This is a genomic window from Pantoea rodasii, from assembly GCF_002095465.1.
Taxonomy (GTDB): domain Bacteria; phylum Pseudomonadota; class Gammaproteobacteria; order Enterobacterales; family Enterobacteriaceae; genus Pantoea; species Pantoea rodasii.
Map to the genome: position 1 here is coordinate 251,490 of NZ_MLFP01000086.1, position 19,759 is coordinate 271,248.

The 19,759-nt window shown below is 51.4% G+C and carries 12 protein-coding genes, 1 tRNA gene and 3 pseudogenes; 14 read left to right on the plus strand and 2 right to left on the minus strand.

Features of this window, described 5'->3' with window-relative positions:
• Positions 1–144: 144 nt before the first annotated feature.
• Positions 145–1,476 (plus strand): MFS transporter, encoded by a 1,332-nt coding sequence (locus tag HA45_RS24525; protein ID WP_100700919.1) that lies wholly within the window; start codon positions 145–147, stop codon positions 1,474–1,476.
• Positions 1,477–1,897: 421 nt separating this feature from the next.
• Here HA45_RS24525 and HA45_RS24530 read toward each other — a convergent pair whose 3' ends face one another.
• The gene (locus tag HA45_RS24530; protein WP_128599109.1) at positions 1,898–2,875 is read right to left on the minus strand and encodes a hypothetical protein; all 978 of its coding nucleotides are present in this window, start codon (positions 2,873–2,875) and stop codon (positions 1,898–1,900) included.
• Between the two features lie 519 nt (positions 2,876–3,394).
• Here HA45_RS24530 and HA45_RS24535 point away from each other — a divergent pair.
• From HA45_RS24535 to HA45_RS24545, 3 genes are all read left to right on the plus strand, one after another.
• On the plus strand, positions 3,395–4,447 hold the full coding sequence (locus HA45_RS24535) for a PDDEXK nuclease domain-containing protein (RefSeq protein WP_100700916.1): 1,053 nt from the start codon (positions 3,395–3,397) through the stop codon (positions 4,445–4,447).
• Between the two features lie 566 nt (positions 4,448–5,013).
• Complete coding sequence (locus HA45_RS24540) at positions 5,014–5,271, plus strand: AbrB/MazE/SpoVT family DNA-binding domain-containing protein (protein WP_100700914.1); 258 nt, start codon at positions 5,014–5,016, stop codon at positions 5,269–5,271.
• Positions 5,272–5,604, plus strand: a complete 333-nt coding sequence (locus tag HA45_RS24545) for a type II toxin-antitoxin system PemK/MazF family toxin (RefSeq protein ID WP_100700913.1) — start codon at positions 5,272–5,274, stop codon at positions 5,602–5,604. It abuts the gene before it with no gap.
• A gap of 65 nt (positions 5,605–5,669) precedes the next feature.
• Here the strand turns inward: HA45_RS24545 and HA45_RS24550 are convergent.
• Positions 5,670–5,745, minus strand: a tRNA-Asn gene (locus HA45_RS24550).
• Positions 5,746–6,252: 507 nt separating this feature from the next.
• Here HA45_RS24550 and HA45_RS24555 point away from each other — a divergent pair.
• The 10 genes and pseudogenes from HA45_RS24555 to HA45_RS24605 all read left to right on the plus strand — a co-directional run bounded on the left by HA45_RS24555 (position 6,253) and on the right by HA45_RS24605 (position 19,742).
• The gene (locus tag HA45_RS24555; protein WP_100700912.1) at positions 6,253–7,176 is read left to right on the plus strand and encodes a sugar ABC transporter substrate-binding protein; all 924 of its coding nucleotides are present in this window, start codon (positions 6,253–6,255) and stop codon (positions 7,174–7,176) included.
• Between the two features lie 32 nt (positions 7,177–7,208).
• Complete coding sequence (locus HA45_RS24560) at positions 7,209–8,693, plus strand: sugar ABC transporter ATP-binding protein (RefSeq protein WP_100700911.1); 1,485 nt, start codon at positions 7,209–7,211, stop codon at positions 8,691–8,693.
• Positions 8,694–8,707: 14 nt separating this feature from the next.
• The gene (locus HA45_RS24565) at positions 8,708–9,739 is read left to right on the plus strand and encodes an ABC transporter permease (RefSeq protein ID WP_100700910.1); all 1,032 of its coding nucleotides are present in this window, start codon (positions 8,708–8,710) and stop codon (positions 9,737–9,739) included.
• A gap of 613 nt (positions 9,740–10,352) precedes the next feature.
• Positions 10,353–11,269, plus strand: a pseudogene (nac, locus tag HA45_RS24575) (nitrogen assimilation transcriptional regulator NAC).
• 187 nt (positions 11,270–11,456) lie between these two features.
• Positions 11,457–12,416 carry an HTH-type transcriptional regulator Cbl gene (gene cbl / locus HA45_RS24580; protein WP_100700908.1) on the plus strand — a complete coding sequence of 320 codons (960 nt, stop codon included), beginning with the start codon at positions 11,457–11,459 and terminating at the stop codon, positions 12,414–12,416.
• 226 nt (positions 12,417–12,642) lie between these two features.
• Positions 12,643–14,100, plus strand: coding sequence for an NAD-dependent succinate-semialdehyde dehydrogenase (locus HA45_RS24585; RefSeq protein WP_100701358.1), 1,458 nt, complete (start codon positions 12,643–12,645; stop codon positions 14,098–14,100).
• Between the two features lie 399 nt (positions 14,101–14,499).
• A complete protein-coding gene (locus tag HA45_RS24590) occupies positions 14,500–15,969 on the plus strand; it encodes an aldehyde dehydrogenase family protein (protein WP_100700907.1) in 1,470 nt (489 codons plus the stop codon).
• 32 nt (positions 15,970–16,001) lie between these two features.
• A pseudogene (locus HA45_RS24595) lies at positions 16,002–16,669 on the plus strand (haloacid dehalogenase type II).
• A gap of 14 nt (positions 16,670–16,683) precedes the next feature.
• Positions 16,684–17,961 (plus strand): NAD(P)/FAD-dependent oxidoreductase, encoded by a 1,278-nt coding sequence (locus HA45_RS24600; RefSeq protein WP_100700905.1) that lies wholly within the window; start codon positions 16,684–16,686, stop codon positions 17,959–17,961.
• 177 nt (positions 17,962–18,138) lie between these two features.
• Positions 18,139–19,742 (plus strand): annotated as a pseudogene (locus tag HA45_RS24605) (ABC transporter substrate-binding protein).
• Positions 19,743–19,759: the final 17 nt, after the last annotated feature.

Genomic DNA, 19,759 nt, shown 5'->3' on the forward strand with positions numbered 1-19,759 from the left:
TTTGAGGTCAATTTCCTGATTAAGGAAATACCTAAACCAGTCAGTGATGTTTTTTTCTGTTTCTTTACGTTCCGCCAAATGAACTTTGATTTGGACAGATCGCTGCGCCTGCAGAGAAATGAATAATTCAGGAGAGACCCTGTCATGAGCAACACCAATATATCCATTGAAGATGTCCCACTTAATAATTTTCACCAGTTAATGTCGCTGCGTGCAGGCGGCGGTTGGATCCTGGATGGCTACGTGCTGAGTATCATCGGTGTAGCGATCGTGCAATTTTCTCAGCACATGCAGCTTGATACATTCTGGCAGGGCATGGTGGCGGCTTCAGCGATGCTTGGTACTTTCTGCAGCGGCTTTCTCGGTGGATGGCTGACCGATATTGTCGGTCGCCGTCGTCTGTTCTTCGTCGGGCCCATTCTGTTTATTCTCGGTTCAGTCGGAACGTTCTGGGCGGAATCGGCGCTCACACTGTTCCTGCTGCGTTTCCTGGTGGGCGTCGGCGTTGGGTTGGAATATCCGGTAGCCGGTTCGTTACTCACCGAATTCTTACCGCAAAAGCATCGTGGCAAGCGTTTGGCCGGGTTGACGATTCTCTGGTTCGCCGGTGCGGCACTGGCTTATATCGTGGGTAATCTGATTCTGTCGATTGGCGGTGATGCGGCATGGCGCATCGTGTTAGCCAGTCCGGCCGTGTTGGGCGTATTACTGTTCGTTCTGCGCATCGGCACGCCAGAATCCCCGCGCTGGTTAATCAGCAAAGGCCGTCTTAGCGAAGCCGAGCAGATCATCAAGAAAGTGTACGGCCCGGAGTTTTCACTGAAGAACGTGCCGACCGAATCAGCTGAAGCCAAGGTGACGCTGAAAGACCTGCTTCGCTCCGGCTACGGCAAACGCATGCTGTTCGTCTCAGTGTTCTGGAGTGCGGCGGTTGTACCGATGTTTGCCGTGTATTCGTTCGCACCCGTGGTATTGAAGGCGCTCAATCTGGACGGTGAATGGGCATCATTGGGTTCAATAGCCATTACTTTGCTGTTTGTGGTGGGCTGTATTATTGCAACACGCTTGATTGATAGCATGGGCCGTCGCCGTCTGATCATCCACAGCTTCTTGTGGTCAAGCCTGGCACTGCTGGCGTTAGGGATGTTCTCGCACGGGTCAGAAATGTTGGTTCTGGTGATGTTTGGTGCTTACGCGGTGTTTATCGGTGGAGCACAGGTGCTGGAACTGGTGTATCCCAACGAGCTATTCCCAACGGAAGTTCGTGCATTCGCCGTCGGTATGGGTTCATCCATGTCACGTATCGGTTCTGCGGCCGGCACCTGGCTGGTACCGATTTCCCTGCAGAACCTCGGCATCGAATACACCATGTATGCCGCCGCGATTGTGTCCTTTATTGGCCTGCTGGTATCGGTGTGGCTGGCACCGGAGACGCGCAACATGACACTGAGTCAGGCGGCTTCACTGGCGCGGTAGTAGTAAGATTAAAGATTAGAAATATAAATGCCTGTTCAGGTAGATGGGCGGCACCTTACTCAGTTGGATATCCAGCTTTATAGGGTTAGTCGGGAAATCTGGACAGGCTGTTAAATGGTGATATTTGATTTTCTCACAACTAAATGTGCAGTCTACCCATTTTTTTAATAGCTTTCCTTAGCTTAATGACAAATGATTTATTTTTAGTTGCAATGGTTATAAGTTTAAAGAATTCATTCCATCCATAGCTCCATCCCATTTGGTAATGTCAGGTTTTTTTATTAATGCGCAGCTTTTAATGGCTTGTTTCAAATATTTATCCTGGAAGCCTGATTTATCAATAGTGAGCAAGTTATCGAGATTGTATTTTCTGTATTTATTTTGAGCCTTAATTACAAACTCAGGGCAAATCAACACCTCATTACCCAGAGAGAAAATAACAGTGCCTTTTTATAAATAAGTATTTTTCATTAGTCACGTTTACATGATTCCAAACTGAAGGTGGGAACATATCATTTGTATAACCTTGTCTTTTCAATGAATAAGTATGAGGTTCGCTTTCAATGATGCCGATGTTTTTTAAAGCACCTCTTACCACAATGCTTGAGAAGTTTGGAAGGGTTAGCATTATTATAAAGAAAAATAATATTGAAGCCGTTGAAGATATTAGGATGTTGTTTTTTATGTTAGTTTTTAGGTTTTTTTCGGTGAAAAATAATATGGCTGGCAAATGTGAAATAAAAATCAAAGTAATAGAGACGCCAATAAATACTAATACCCCGGCATTACTTTCTGCAGTGCTAAGGCGTAAAAAGAATGACATAGGAACTATTGCGGTTATCCCCGAAAGTAAGGAAATCGCAGAAATGATACATTTCTCTTTAATAAAGTTTTTACTTCTAATTTCCTTCCCTTTTTTGAAGTAAATGTGAAGTTTCTTTCTTTTTTTAGAAAGAATATGAACTATGAGAAAAGTAATAAATGAAAATATGGAAAATGTTATTATGAATATATGATCTTTGATGTATTGCGGCGTGCGGTTAATCAAAGAAATCATCATTATGCTTGCAATGTATAATATTGATACGCTGAAGGAAATTAAAGGGATTTTATTGGTTTTTATAACTCTAGAGAGTTCATTATTCCAATCTAATAAGAAAATCTGACATAAAATCATACTCGGTAAAGAAAAAGCAAAAATCAATCCTAATGATATAATAGTAAATGACAATATCAAGGCGAATGAGGGGCCCTTGTCATCTAAAATTGATGGAAGAAGCCCTAGTTGACCAATACTGTCTAAATAAAGCCATAAAATAAAGTAACCAAGTGCTAAGAGAAATGGAACGATGGTTAGTACTTCTTTTGTTAACTTTCTAATATCAAGGTTTGTCGCCACGGATTTTACTTCCCTGTTTATGATGTCTTGAAGGTTGCGCGCTTATATCAAGTTGCACTCTTTCATGTTGGGCTATTTTTAGTTTTTCACTAAAATAAATCAAACTTTATTTAATTTTTTTTGGTTGAAAATGATTTATTTTTTTGCATCATTTTGAATTCGTATTTTATTCATTTCTGGGATGTCGGCGTGACATTTCCAGGCTTCTCTATTAAGTATTATTATTTTTTTAAAATCAATGTTTGCGTCATTAACCAGTGGTAAGTCGTAGTTTACCCATGCTATGCATGGGTGAGTAATGTTCGCAATTTAGTCCAGCATATCAATGACTTTTCACTTATCAGTTCCAGACATTAACGAGCAAATATTCATTTATGCGCGATATATCAAAGTTTCGACGCTATTTCAGCTAGATAGTCCGTTACAGGAAAAGCTCAGAAAGCGAAAACGCGCCTGATTTAAATCTTCTCTCTGGCAAATTGCTGGTGTAAGTTGTGGAACTTAAAATGGAGATAGCGAATGACACCAGAGCGCCCGGCTTCACTGGCCCCAATGCCCAGCGACTACGCTCACTGGCTAAGTGACCTGAAAGGGCGCATTCATAGCGCCCAGCAGCGTGCTGCGTTGGCGGTTAACCAAGAACTGGTGGGGTTATATTGGCAGATAGGTCGGGACATCCTGACTCGTCAGGCTGATCAAGGCTGGGGGGCCAAAGTCATTGAACGTCTAGCGCATGATTTACGCACCGCCTTCCCCGAAATGAAGGGATTCTCACCACGTAACCTCAAGTATATGCGTGCTTTTGCCGAAGCCTGGCCGGATGCGGAATTTGTGCAAGCGGTGCTTGCACAATTACCCTGGTACCATCAGCTGGCCCTGCTGGATAAACTCAATAGCCAGGAAGAACGTCGCTGGTATGCTGCCAGAGCCATCGAGCATAACTGGTCGCGCAACATATTAGTGATGCAAATAGAAACCGGTTTACTGCAGCGTAGCGGTAGCGCTGTAACTAACTTCGATGTCAGCCTGCCTCATGAGCAGTCTGACCTGGCGCGTGAGTCACTTAAAGATCCATACCGTTTTGATTTCCTGGGACTAACTGAAGAAGCTCAGGAACGGGAAGTGGAAAACGCGCTGGTAAAGCATGTGACCGAGTTTTTGCTGGAACTGGGTGCAGGCTTTGCCTTTGTTGGGCGACAGGTACTGTTGGATGTAGGTGGTGACGAGTTCTTTATCGACCTCTTGTTCTACCATCTCAAATTACGCTGCTATGTGGTAATCGAACTTAAAGGAGGTAAGTTCAAACCAGAGCACCTTGGGCAATTGGGATTTTATCTGACGGCGGTGGATCGGCAGGTAAAAGATGAACGTGACAACCCGACCATAGGTCTTTTGCTTTGTAAGAGTAAAAACAAAGTGGTTGCCGAATATGCCTTAGGGGATAAATCCCAGCCGATGGGTATTGCTGAGTATAAATTAGTTGAATCCCTTCCGGTAGAACTGCAAACCAGTTTACCCAGCATCGAGCAGCTGGAGCAGGAATTGGCAGGTGGCGACTTCGCGGCTCATTAGACCTCCGCACTATTTCAACAGATAAAAGGTTTGCCTCGCGTCCTTAGCGGGGGGCCTTTTTTGTAAGCAAGAAGCCCGCTCAGGTTTCCCTGAGCGGGCTTCTTAAATTTGGCTCCTCTGACTGGGATCGCCTTAATACGCGTTAGCTGAACGCCTGAAATACCGAAAGTAGTGGTGATCGTCAGGCACTCCTTCGTGACATCATCCAAACAGGTCAGATGTCTCTACGATGCAGTCCCTATCCGGAATCTACGCCGCATTTCGGTTATCCGATCCGCCATAATCCTTTGAACCGAAAAAACAGTTTTCTATTATCGGCCTTCTTGCCATGAACTCAGTTCCTGCCTGCACGAAATGCATCATGACCTGAAAGAAGCGACTGATGTATCAGGATGGTCGCCGTGTTACCGGCAATGCCGCCTTTAAAAACGGCCGGATCCATCCTTCCATGGATTAAGGCCTTCTTCACATATTATTACGCTAAGGGAATCACAATGAATCTGATGAATAATTGTGCATCGCCTGCTACAGATGTTATATTAAAATATAATATTAGGAGGTGCGCTATGTATACAACTCGCCTGAAAAAGGTCGGCGGATCCATCATGCTGGCGGTTCCTCCCGCCGTGCTGAAAACGCTGGAGCTGTCGACGGACAGCGAAGTGGGTATGACCATTAATAATGGCTGCCTGATTATTGAACCCCAGAACCGGCCCCGTTATACGCTTGAAGAACTGCTGGCTCAATGCGATCCGCATGCCGAAATGAGCGAAGAAGATCGGGAATGGATTGATGCGCCTGCGACGGGCAAGGAGCTCCTGTAAATGGACAGAGGGGAAATCTGGCTCGTTTCACTGGATCCGATTGCCGGCCATGAGCAAAGCGGAAAACGCCCGGTGCTTATCGTATCGAAGGAATCATTTAACAAGCTGACCCGGCTACCCGTTGTTGTTCCCGTCACCAGCGGCGGAAACTTCGCCCGTACAGCCGGTTTTACCGTCTCACTGGACGGCGTGGGAACAAAAACCACGGGCGTCATTCGCTGCGACCAGCCCAGAACGATTGATATGGGCGCCCGGAACGGTAAGCGTCTGGAACGTATACCCGAAGCTGTTGTAAATGAAGTGCTGGCCCGACTAGAAGCCATTATTAACTGAAACTGCAGTGAATAGCATAAAAGCAAAAATCCCGCTCAGGTTTCCCTGAGCGGGATTTTTAAATTTGGCTCCTCTGACTGGACTCGAACCAGTGACATACGGATTAACAGTCCGCCGTTCTACCGACTGAACTACAGAGGAATCGTGTGAACGAGGCGCATATTAGCGATGCCGATCCCCAATGTCAAAGCCCGATCGCACACTTCTGGTTTAAGTGCGCGTAAAAGCAGCGGAATGCTGTTTTTCTGCCTTGAGTGTGCAGATTTCAAACTGCCAGCAAGATCTCACTTTAAGCGCAATTCCTTTGAGATGTTAGAGGCGTGTCAAAGTTTTGTTATTTGCCGATTTTAAAACAATCATTTCAGTGCTTTTATGATGAAAATTTCAAATGACGATCAGATGAAACAAATGAACTGCTTATCATCACGGGTGAAATCAGTTTTGGTGTCTGAAACGGTATTTTGAAAATAACATGTTGATAAGTAGATAGTTGCAGAAAAAAGTTGTACCGAAGCGATAGCGTTAGACCAGATGACTTACCTCTACAAACAGAAAAATAACGCCAGCGCCGTTGAGTGAATGTAAAAGATATTTTTCATTCGTCGTATCAGCCAACCTGTGCATGTTAACGAATAAAAAGGGTTACCTATGAAATTCAAAAAAGCGTTAGTGACTTCCCTGTTAGTTTGCATGTTACCTGCCGCAGCCATGGCAAAAGACCTTCAGGTGGGCGTTTCAATGGCGCTGTTTGACGATAACTTCCTCACTATTCTGCGCACCGCGATGCAGAAAGAAATGACGAAAGATGGCGTTAAAGGCCAGGTTGAAGATGCGAAAGGCGACGTTTCCCAGCAGCTGCAACAAATTCAGAACTTCATTGGTCAGGGCGTAGACGCAATTATCGTCAACCCGGTGGACACCAATGCCGTCAAACCGCTGATGGATGCCGCGAAAAAAGCCGGTGTACCGCTGATCTTCGTTAACCGTAAACCCGCGGGCGAACTGACTGACAAAATGGCGTACGTCGGTTCCGACTCTGAGTTGGCCGGTCGTCTGCAAATGGAAGCGCTGGCGAAAGCGATGGACGGCAAAGGTAACGTCGCGATTCTGATGGGCGATCTGGCCAATGAATCCACGCGTGACCGCACCAAAGGGGTTGAAGCCGTGGTCGCGAAATATCCAGGCATCAAAGTTGTGCAGAAGCAAACCGCGAAATTCACCCGTAATGATGCCGTCGATGTTGTGAGCAACTGGCTGACCGCAGGTGATGACATTCAGGCGATTGCCTCGAACAACGACGAAATGGCGATAGGCGCACTGCAGGCATTGGGTAAAAACCCCAACCACATCCTGATTGCCGGTGTGGATGGTACCCCGGATGCGTTACAGATGCTGAAAAACGGCAAGATGGTCGCCACCGTGTTCCAGGATGCAAAAGGTCAGGGTGAAGGCGCAGTTCAGGCTGCCGTCAAACTGGCAAATGGCGAGAAAGTTGAGAAGGTCATCAATATCCCTTACCAGCTGATCACCAAAGACAACATGGCACAATTCGAAGCTCGTAATCAGAAATAAACGTTCCCGACTTAGCCGTACGGAGGTGATGTATGACCGCATTTGCGCTTGAAGCCGAAGGCATCAGCAAGTTCTTCCCCGGAGTGAAGGCACTCGACAATGTCTCACTGCGTATCAAACCGGGGTCGGTACATGCCCTGATGGGTGAAAATGGCGCGGGCAAATCCACTTTAATGAAATGCCTTATCGGGATGTATCGTCCCGATAAGGGCACCATTCGCATTAAAGGGGAGCCAGTACAGTTTCAGGACACAATGGACGCGCTGCGTTCTGGGATCTCGATGATCCACCAGGAACTGAATCTGGTGCCTTATATGACCGTGGCCGAAAACATCTGGCTAGGTCGCGAACCGATGAAGTACGGCTTTGTTGACCACGCGTTGCTGAATAAGCAGACGCAGGAGTTACTCAACAAACTCAACATTCGTTTGAAAGCCGATCGCATGGTCGGCGAATTGAGTATCGCCGCCCAGCAGATGGTGGAGATTGCCAAAGCGGTGTCATGGAACTCCGACATCGTGATTATGGATGAACCGACTTCGGCCCTGACGGAAACCGAAGTGGCACATCTGTTCACCATCATCCGGGACCTGCGCGCGCAGGGTAAAGCCATCATCTATATCAGCCACAAGATGGATGAAATTTTCTCCATCACCGATGAAGTCAGCATTTTCCGTGACGGCACCTGGGTGGGCAGTAATAGCACCAGCGAATATACCCGTCAGTCGCTGATCACGCAGATGGTTGGGCGAGAACTGACTCAACTGTTCCCGAAATTCAACAGTGCCATTGGCGATGAAGTGCTGACGGTACGTAACCTGACCAGTAAAGACCGCTTTACCGACATCAGTTTTAGCGTGCGTAAAGGCGAAATCCTTGGCGTGGCAGGATTGGTGGGAGCGGGGCGCAGTGAGGTTATGGAAAGTTTATTCGGAATGGAAAGCTTCGACAGCGGTGAAGTGCTGATCGACGGTGTGCCAACCAAGATCGATTCGCCTTCCACGGCGATTGAAAAGGGCATGGCGTTCCTGACCGAGGACCGTAAAAAGTCCGGGTTATTCCTGGTGTTGTCGGTGATGGAGAACATGAGCATCGTCAACATGCCGGATTACATCGGTAAAAGCGGTTTCGTTAGCCACATGAAGATGGCGCAGGACTGCATGGAGCAGATCCGCAAACTCAACATTAAAACGCCGACCATGGATCAGATCATCAATAACCTCAGCGGCGGTAATCAACAAAAGGTGTTGATTGCACGCTGGCTGCTGGCACAACCGAAGATTCTGATCCTCGACGAACCAACGCGCGGTATCGACGTTGGGGCAAAAGCCGAGATTTATCGCCTAATCAGTGAACTGGCAAACCGTGGCGTCGCCATCATTATGGTGTCGTCTGAATTGCCAGAAATTCTCGGTATGAGCGACCGCGTGATGGTTATGCACGGCGGACGTATAACTGGCATCCTCGATAAAGAAGAGGCCAATCAGGAATCCATTTTGTCGTTGGCATCCGAGTGAGGCGCGAGACACCTATGAGTAACGTTAAAATTACGGCCCCCCAGGCCGCTGAATCAACCTCTTTCTTTAGTAACCTGCGTCACAAAATGCCGAAGGATACCGGCATCTTTGTGGTGATGTTGGGTATTGCATTGATTTTTGAGATAGCAGGTTGGTATGTACGTGACCAATCTTTCCTGATGAATACCAACCGTCTGGTGTTGATCGTGCTGCAGGTTGCCATTATCGGCATCATTGCGGTGGGGGTGACGCAGGTCATTATCACTACCGGTATCGATCTGTCATCCGGTTCGGTGATAGCACTGACGGCGGTGGTGGCGGCCAGTCTGGCACAAACCTCTGATAGCCTAACGCCGATGTATCCTTCTTTAGTGAACCTGCCTGCGGTCATCCCGATTGTGGCCGGTATTGGCGTCGGGCTGCTGTGCGGGGTGATGAACGGTTTCTTGATCACTAAAACCGGTATTCCCCCTTTTATTGCCACGTTGGGCATGATGGTATCGGCACGTGGTCTGGCCCAGTATTACACCCAGGGTAATCCAATCAGCTTCCTGTCAGATGGTTTTACCTCCATCGGACAGGGCGCGATGCCGGTGATTATCTTCCTGGTGGTGGCATTCCTGTTCCACATTGCTCTGAAGCACACGCGTTACGGTAAATATGTCTACGCGATTGGCGGCAACATGACGTCTGCCAAAGTGTCAGGTATCAACGTTAACAAGTATCTGATTATTGTTTACACCATCGCCGGTGCACTGTCTGGCCTGGCGGGTGTCGTGCTGGCGGCACGTGTTAGCAGCGGCCAGTCAAGCATGGGCATGGCCTACGAACTGGATGCCATTGCCGCAGCCGTTATCGGCGGCAGCAGCCTGATGGGCGGCGTGGGTCGCATCACTGGTACGCTGATTGGTGCGGTGATCCTCGGTCTGATTAAAAGCGGATTCACCTTCGTCGGTGTCGATGCTTACGTGCAAGACATTATTAAAGGCATCATCATAGTGGCAGCGGTGTCCATCGATATGCATAGAAACCGTAAAAAGCGCTGATACGCTTCATACTTCACACTGTAGCTGCGTTGCTGCGCCCGTTTACCCTGGTAATCTATGCTCCCAGGGCTAAACGGGCTTGCCGCCTTGCTACAGCGCGAATTATTTCGCGTATCTGCTTTGAGTTGGTTGTGAAATGATTCATTTTTACATTCACGTCCATCGGTTATCTACGCTCCCAAGGCTAAACAATCTTGCCGCCTTGTTACAGCGCGAATGACTTAGCGCTTAACGCCTCCCACAATAAGTTTTCCCACTGGTTGATCCTGTTCCTTTCCCCGCGTTTGCTTTCGTTATGAGCATTTATGTGCAATTTCTGTGGTTTCTGCACCAAGGCGACGCTTTGGGTCATCACTTTTTTGCACACCTGCCTCGCATTCTGTGCACTGTTGTGGTGCGTTTCGATTTGTTTTTAATCATCCTGCGTCATGCATTCCGCTTATTAACTCTTTTGAGGTAATCAGAAAGGCTTATTTTCCGTGCCGTTAGGAATATTCTGGCCCTGCTTTTTTACGCCACGAATAAACCTGGCCTGCATATTGCAACTTCATGAATACAAGCCAGCAGGCTGAGACACCCAGATACTGGGCATTCGGGGATTGACGGAGGCAATATGAATTTAAGACGACTGAAGTACTTTGTAAAAATCGTCGATATCGGCAGCCTGACTCAGGCAGCAGAAGTGCTGCATATCGCGCAGCCTGCGCTTAGCCAGCAAGTTGCGACGCTGGAAAATGAACTCGATCAGCAATTGCTGATCCGCACCAAACGTGGCGTCACGCCGACCGAAGCAGGCAAAATTCTGTATGCACATGCTCGGACCATTTGCGCCAGTGTGAGCAGGCGCAAACCGCAGTGATCAATGCAGGTCAGGCATTAAATGGCCAGGTGTCGATTGGTCTGGCACCGGGTACTGCGGCGTCTTCCCTGACCATGCCGCTGCTGCAAACCGTGCGTGAACAGTTCCCGGATGTATTGGTGTATCTGCATGAGAACAGCGGTACGTCATTAAATGAAAAAGTGATGAACGGCCAATTGGATATGGCGGTGTTGTACGACCGCGCTCCGACGGCAGGTATCAACAGTATCCCGCTGATGAAAGAAGAGTTATATCTGGTCGGTGCTACGGCATGTCCGGGCGCTACCATCGATTTGGCCGATGTGGCGCAGATGAACCTGTTCTTGCCTCGCGACTATAGCGCCGTGCGCAAACGCGTTGACGAAGCGTTTTCACTGCGTCGTCTGAGCGCGAAGATCATCGGCGAAATTGAATCGATTTCAACGCTGACCGCAGCAGTATCAAGCGGCATGGGTGTGACCGTGCTGCCGGAATCAGCGGCTCGCGCCCTGGTGAGTTCAACCCATGCGTGGATGGCACGTATCAATAGCCCATCGCTGAATCTGCCACTGTCACTGAACATCTCAGCACGTCTGCCGCTGTCGCCATCCGCGCAGGCTGTGAAAAACATTCTGCTGTCACTGCTGAATAAGCCGATGACGGAAGAGCGTGAGTTGATGCTGGTTGGTTAATCACTTCTTCTTTACCCCAGCTTTCAACGGCTGGGGTAAACTCATCAAGCTTTAATCCCCGCGCCCACGTCGAAATAGCAAACCCTCCTTATTACTATTCCGCATAACACACCGTTTTTTATTATTTCCTGCAATGACGCCAAGTTCATAACATGGACAAAACAGGGCAGGAAACAGGAGAAAGGGTGTGAATTTCCAGCAACTTAAAATTATACGCGAAGCGGCACGTTGCGAATTCAACCTGACAGAAGTGGCGAATACGTTGTTTACCTCACAATCTGGGGTTAGCCGCCATATTCGCGATCTGGAAGATGAACTCGGTGTTGAAATCTTTATTCGTCGTGGCAAGCGACTATTAGGCATGACCGAACCGGGCAAAGCGCTGTTGACCATTGCTGAACGCATCCTTGATGAAGCGGGCAAAGTACGTCGCCTGGCGGATGTGTTTACCAATGAAACCAGCGGTGTGCTGACCATCGCCACCACCCATACTCAGGCACGTTACAGCCTGCCACGCGTGATCAAAGCGTTTCGTCAGCTGTATCCGAACGTCCGTCTTGAGCTTAATCAGGGTTCGCCGCAGGAGATTGTTGCCATGCTGCTGGCCGGTGAAGCCGATATCGGTATCGCCTCTGAGCAGTTGGTGAACAACAGTAGTCTGGCCGCATTTCCCTGGTTCAGCTGGCATCACTCACTGCTGGTGCCGCATGACCATGAACTGCTGCAACATCAGCCGGTCACGCTGGCCAGTTTGAGCCGCTATCCGCTGATCACTTATCGTCAGGGGATCACTGGTCGCTCACGTGTTGATCGCGCGTTTCAGGCGGCAGGCATCAAGCCGGATATCGTTCTCAGCGCCCAGGACTCCGACGTGGTGAAAACCTACGTTGAGCTGGGGCTTGGCGTGGGTATCCTCGCCGATCAGGCATGCGATATCTATGAAGGTGAAGATTTGGTGAAAATCGACACCCATCATCTGTTTGATGCCAATACCGTATGGCTGGGATTGAAGCGCGGCCAGCTGCAGCGCAATTACGTTTGGCAGTTCCTGGAACTGTGTAATGCGAATCTGTCGCTGGAAGAGATTAAACGTCAGGCGCTCTCCTATGAAACGGAGTCTGAACCGGCTATCGATTTCCAGATTTGATACAGCGGTCGCCTAAAGGGCGACCCTACATTTCCCTGATGCGCATTCGTGCGCACCAGGATGCAACCTGCGTAATTAACGATGACATATTGCTGTGCACCCGGCACGGCATAAAATTTCTTTTCCCGTCGCAAAACACCTTCCGAATCGGCTTCCACCTCGTAGAAAAACATCCTGCACTGCTGCGCCACGTTACAGTGAAATGAACAGGACACAGGGGATGAAAATGTCGCGAATTCAATTAAACGATGCGGCGCTACTGCGCCAGCAGGCGCTGTTTGGCGGGCGCTGGCAAGATGCACACGCAGGTGCCACGCTGCCGGTCATCAATCCATCAACCCAGCAGCAAATTGCCACCATTCCGGCGCTGGGTGCCGCTGAAACCGAACAGGCGATAGATTATGCCGAGTCAGTGCGTGCCAGCTGGGGGAAAACCCCGAATGCCTCGCGCGCCGCACTGCTGGATAAGTGGTACCAGCTGATTGTCGATCACGCTGATGACCTGGCGATCATCATGACCGCAGAGCAGGGCAAACCGCTGGCAGAAGCCAAAGGGGAAGTGCTGTACGGCGCCAGCTTTGTGAAGTGGTTTGCCGAAGAAGCGCGCCGCATCTATGGCGACACTATTCCGGCACCAAGCGAAGACCGCCGCATTCTGGTGTTGAAACAACCGGTGGGCGTTGCCGCCGCCATCACACCGTGGAATTTCCCAATTGCGATGATCACCCGAAAAGTGGCACCAGCGCTGGCCGCCGGTTGCCCGATCATTGTGAAACCCTCAGAGCTGACGCCGCTTTCGGCTTTAGCATTGGCGGTGCTGGCCGAGCGCGCGGGCTTCCCATCGGGTGTATTGCAGGTGCTCACCGGCTTGCCCACCGAGATTGGCAGCACGCTAACCGCCAGCCGCACGGTGCGCAAAATATCCTTTACCGGCTCAACTCGTGTTGGTCAGTTGTTAATGCAGCAAAGCGCCGACAGCATCAAGCGCCTTAGCCTGGAGCTGGGCGGCAATGCACCGCTGATCGTGTTTGATGATGCCGATCTGGATATCACCATTCCTGGCGTGATGGCGAGTAAATTCCGTAATGCCGGACAGACCTGCGTCTGTGCGAACCGTATTTTGGTGCAGCGCGGCATCTACCAGCGCTTTAGCGAGAAACTGCTGGAAGCGGTAGCCACGCTCAAAGTGGGCGATGGATTTGCGCCCGGCAGCACCATCGGGCCGTTGATCAATGAGCGTGCGGTGGAAAAGGTGAACAGTCACATCGACGATGCGCTGAGCCAGGGCGCGACCTTGCTGCGTGGCGGCATCAGCCAGCCAAACGGCACTTTTGTCGAACCCACGGTGTTAGGCAACGTCACCAGCAGTATGCGTATTGCACATGAAGAAACCTTCGGACCTGTAGCACCGCTGTTCGTCTTCGACACGGAGGATGAAGCTATTCAAATGGCGAATGACACGCCTTACGGATTAGGGGCCTATTTCTTTACTGAGAATATTCGTCGGGCATGGCGGGTCGCGGAATCTCTGGAATTTGGCATGGTTGGTTTTAATACCGGCGCGATATCCTTAGACGCGGCTCCTTTCGGTGGAATTAAATTATCCGGATTAGGCCGTGAAGGATCGCGATATGGTATTGAAGAATACCTTGAGCAGAAAACGTTTCATATTGGCAGTTTATAAACATCGTCGCCATTAATGGCGACCCTACCGCAAAGCGCACATTAACGCGTGCAAGGTTTAAAAGCAGCGCCGCTGGCCTCAGGTCATCGGCGCTGTTTTATTTTGTGCGCTTGGTCATACTTTTCCCGCCTATCCCTGTTTTAGTGCAAGTTTCATGCGAGATGCACCGCTGCGATGCACAGATTTTGTGAAGTAAATCATCTGTTTATTCCTTCGGCAATTCCGCAAAATTTCGCCACGCAATACGGCAGAAAATTTTTTTGGGCTGTTTTTTACGCATTTTTAATTTTTTACTGGGCTGGCATACTTTCTGCATTAGCTTATTAACGTAACAGATAAATGTGGTGCAAATCGTTAATTAGCGCACATGTGATGGGTGTAACAAATAAGGAATTTTCCATGTTAAGTTTCGACCCTGAAAAAGTGTCTCTCCCCGCCGGTCATTATATTGGCGGTCAACATATCACCACACAAGGTGCGCGTTTCGCCGTGAAACGCCCGTCCGATGGCAAAGTCTATGCCGAGCTGAGCGAAGCGCAGGCGGCGGATGTCGATCATGCTGTCACGCTGGCGCATCAGGCGCTGAAAACCAGCGGCTGGCGCAGCTGCCCACCACGTCAACGTGGCAAGGTTTTACGTCGTTGGGCCGATCTGATTGAAAACGATCCCTTACTCGCTCAGCTGGAGGCGCTGGGTTCGACGCGCCCCATCAGCGATGTGGTGCAGCATGAAATTCCCTTTACCGCCGAAGCCATTCGTTTTTATGCCGAGTGCGCCGACAAATACAGTGGTGACCTGTTCCCGACGCAGGAGAGCAGCCTTGGGATGTTGATATCGGAGCCATATGGCGTGATTGGCGCGATTACGCCATGGAATTTCCCGCTGTCGATGGCGTCGTGGAAATGCGGTCCAGCGCTGGCAGCAGGAAATGCGGTCGTGCTGAAACCCTCCGAGCTGACGCCGTTCTCCACCGTGCGTATGGCGGAACTGGCGGTGCAGGCCGGCTTACCGGCGGGCATCCTGAATATTGTGCAGGGCAGTGGTGCCGTCACCGGCACGGCGCTGGTGACTCATCCATTGGTGCGTAAAGTCTCGTTCACCGGTTCAACCGCCACTGGCGCGCGCATCATGAGCGACGCCGCACAGCACGGTATGAAACCCGTCACGCTTGAGCTGGGCGGTAAGAGCCCGCAGCTGGTGTTTGATGATGCCGGAGATATTGACGTGCTGGCGCAACGTATTCTGCGCGGTTTTACCGCCAACGGCGGCCAGGCCTGCGTGGCAGGCACCCGTTTGATCGTGCAACGCGGCATTGCCCAACCGTTGCTGGATCGTCTGGTGGCGCTCTGTCAGCAACCGCGTCCTGGCGTGACCTGGCAGGACAGTAGCCGCTACGCACCATTGATTGATGAGCGTCAGGGTAACAAGGTCGCTTCAGTGATCGCCGAAGCCAAAGCGCAGGGCGCAGAAGTGTTAGTGGGCGGCGAACGCTTTGCCGACACCGCCGAAGGCTGGTTCTGGCAGCCGACGCTGCTGTGCGGTGTGGCAGCCGATAACCCGGCGGTTCAGCAGGAAATTTTCGGCCCGGTGCTTACCGTGCAAGAGTTTGACAGCGAAGAAGAGGGGCTGGTGCTGGCAGCGCATGACACCTACGGCTTGTGCGCCGGCGTACATACCTTGAGCCTGCCACGTGCCATGCGAGCGATGCGCGCCATAGAGTCCGGCACCGTGTGGATCAATCGCTACGGGCGCTCCGGTGATTTCATTATTCCCACCGGCGGCTTCCTCGGCTCCGGTATCGGCAAGGATCTGGGTCGTCAGGCATTTCAGGCCTGCCAACGCCAGAAGAGTGTATTAATCGATTTCTAAATTTACGTATCAGACAACGACGAGGTCGCGTCATGGCACTGTTTAAACCGAAATTCATCACCTTTGATTGCTACGGCACCCTGATCAACTTTGACATGGCAGGTGCAGCACAGCGCTGTTTCCACGATCGCGTGTCACCGCAGCAGATGCTGGCATTCACCACGGACTTTTCCCACTATCGCCGCGATGAAGTGTTGGGCGCATGGCAGCCTTATTACGAGGTGGTGAGCAACGCGATTCAACGCACCTGTAAAAAATGGGGCGTGCAGTGGAGCAAAGCCGATAGCGACTTTATCTACACCGATTGCGCCACCTGGGGACCGCACCCAGACGTGCCAGCGGGTCTCGCTAAAGTGGCGAAAGCGTTCCCACTGGTGCTGCTCACTAACTCGATGAACGATTTGATTCCCCATCACGTTCCGCGTCTTGGTGCGCCGATCCACATGACCATCACCGCAGAAGAAGTGGGCGCCTACAAGCCGCAGATGAAGGGCTTCGAATACATGCTGGACAAGCTCAACTGCGGCCCGGAAGAGATTCTGCATGTCTCCTCCAGCCTGCGTTATGACCTGATGACCTGCTACGACATGGGCATTAAAACAAAGTGTGGGTCAACCGTGGTCACGATCCGGCGAACCCGGCTTACGAATACACCGAGATTAAAGACATCGGCGGACTGCCCGCTGTGGTTGGACTCTGAGCCCGGAGGCAGCGATGAAACTCGAATCATTCTGGCAAGCCACGGCGCCTGCTTTCACCGGAGCGGCCAGTGGCGCATTGCCATCGACGGCAGATGTGGTGGTGATTGGCGGCGGCTTTACCGGTATCTCGACGGCGCTCAACCTGGCGCGCAGCGGCATCAATGTGGTGCTGCTGGAAAGCGGCGAGGTGATGAGCCAGGCGTCGGCGCGTAACGGCGGGCACTGCAACACCGGCGTGGCGCAGAACTTCGCCTCACTGGTGGAGAGCCAGGGAATCGAGCAGGCCAGCCGCTTCTATCGCGCCTATGACGATGCAGTGAGCTATGTCGAACAACTGGTGCGTGAAGAGCAGATCGATTGCGATTTTCGCCTGTGCGGCAAGCTGAAACTGGCCAGTAAAGCCTCACATTTTCCCGGCTTGCGCAGTGCCTGGCAGCTGATGCGTGACACCGTGGATCCGGAAATTGAGTTGATCGGCAAAGATGAGATTCGTCGCGAAGTGGGCAGCGATGCATTCCACGGCGGCCTGCTGCAAAAACGCGGTGGCCAGATGCACATGGGTAAATTCGGCATCGGCCTGGCGAACGCCGCCGCGCAGGCTGGCGTGAAGATTTACCCCCATCACGCGGTGACAGGGTTAACGCGTCTCGAAGGTTATCGCCATCGCGTGACCACCGCCAAAGGCGAGATCATCGCGGAGAAAGTGATGATGGCGACCGGTGTTTCAAATGAAGGGCCATTCCCGTGGTTCCAGCGCCGAATTGTGCCGGTGGGCAGCTTTATCGTGGTGACCGAACCTTTGGGTGAGGCGCTGGTTGAGCAGGTGTTGCCGCGCGATCGCACCTACGTGACCTCGCTGAATATCGGCAACTACTTCCGCACCACCGCCGATCGTCGGCTGGTGTTTGGTGGGCGTGCACGTTTCGCGGTGAGCAATCCGACCTCAGATTCGCGCAGCGGCGATGTACTGCGTGCCGCGATGACAGCGCTGTTCCCGCAACTGGGTAAATCGCGCATCGATTACTGCTGGGGCGGCATGGTGGATATGACGTCCGATCGCCTGCCGCATGCGGGTGAGCACGATGGGGTGTTCTATTCACTGGGTTACAGCGGCCACGGCACCCAGATGTCGGTGTGGATGGGCCGCGTGATGGCTGATTTGCTGGCAGAAAAGCGTAATGAAAACCCCTGGCAGCGCGATGGCTGGCCCGCGCTGCCCGGTTACCACGGTAAACCGTGGTTTTTGCCTCTGGCAGGGCTGTATTACAAGGCTAAGGATCGGCTCTCCTGATCATTGGCTGCGACCGAAAGCGCGATAAATCAAGCCGCTACGTAAGGGTGCGATTCTTCGGTAGAGGCGTGTCACGCGCATTACCGTAGCGGCGCAATTTATTGCGCATTGCCTCAGGCCGCACAGAGCCAATGATGATTTTCGAAATAAACAACTTTTCATATTGAGGGTGTGCAGATGAGTAAATTTAATAAAGAGTCTGACGCTGGGAATCCGGCCCTGACGCGCATGTTGACTGAAGGGTCAATGTCACGTCGCGGCTTGATGAAGTTGTTGTCTGCCGGTGCGGTGATGAGCAGCGGCCTTATTGGTTTTCCGCAGATGAGCTTTGCGGCAGAAACACCGGTGAAAGGCGGCAAGATGCGGGCTGCCATGTCCAACGCCTCCGCCACTGACACCCTCGACCCCGCTAAAGGCAACAACAGCGGCGACTACACCCGCCAGTTTATGGTTTACAGCGGCCTGACCGAACTGGATCAAAAGTTGGCTATCCAACCCGGTTTAGCCGAATCGGTAGAGTCCACTGACGGTGTCACTTGGCACATCAAGCTGCGCAAAGGCGTGACCTTCCACGATGGCAAACCGCTGACCGCCAAAGACGTCATTTACTCACTCAGCCGCCACAAAGACCCGGCCGTAGCCTCCAACGCCTTTAAGCTGGCCGATCAGTTCAAAACCTTTACCGCCGTGAATGACAATGAAGTCATGCTGGAGTTGAGCAGTGCTAACTTTGACGTGCCTTACATGCTGGCCAGTGCGCCGTTCCTGATTGTGCAGGATGGCACCAAAGACTTCAGCAAAGGCATCGGCACCGGGCCATTTAAGCTGAAAGAGTTCTCACCCGGTGTGCGCTCAGTTGGCGTGAAGAACCCTAACTACTTCAAGCCAGGCCTGCCGCATCTCGATGAAATCGAACTGCTGGGCGTCACCGATCAAGCCGCGCGCGTCAATGCGCTGATGTCCGGCGATCTGCATATTGTTTCGACCCTGAGCGCGGCCGATTGCAAGCGCATCAAAGCCACCTCGGATTTTGCAGTGCTGGAGAGTAAATCGGGCATGTACACCAACCTGATTATTCGCACCGACATGAAGCCCGGCAGCAACGAAGATTTCGTGCTGGCGATGAAATACCTGCAGCCGCGCGACATTCTGGTGAAAACCGTGTTGCAAGGTTATGGCGATGTCAGTAACGATACGCCGGTGCCACCGTGGCATCCGATGTACAACGCCGATCTTAAACCGCGTCCACTGGATGCCGAGAAAGCCAAATTCCATATCGAAAAAGCCGGCATGAAAGGCGCCACGGTGGAGATCATCACCACGCCGAACATTGAAGGTTCCGTGGAAGGTGGCCAGTTAATCCAGCAGGTATCGCGTAATACCGGCCTGAACATCAAAGTACGACGCGTGCCGTACGACGGTTACTGGTCAACGCACTGGACCAAAGATCCCGTGGGCTATGGCTCGATCAACCCGCGTCCGACGCTGGATATGCTGTTCTCTCAGTTCTACCTCTCCTCGGCTTCCAATAATGAATCTGGCTGGAAAAATCCTCAGTTTGACCAGTTGGTGGTGGCCGCGCGCGGCGAGCGCGATCAGGGCAAGCGCAAGCAGATGTACGGTGATATGCAGAAGCTGATTTACGATCACTGCGGCACGCTGATCCCGACCTTTATCAGCTCTACCGATGGCTACAGCAAAAAGTCGGCGGCGTTGAGGCCTGGCCAAGCGGCATGATGATGGGTTATCGCTTCCATGAGTTCGCCTGGCTGAAAGCCTGATTCACACCCTGAGGAGA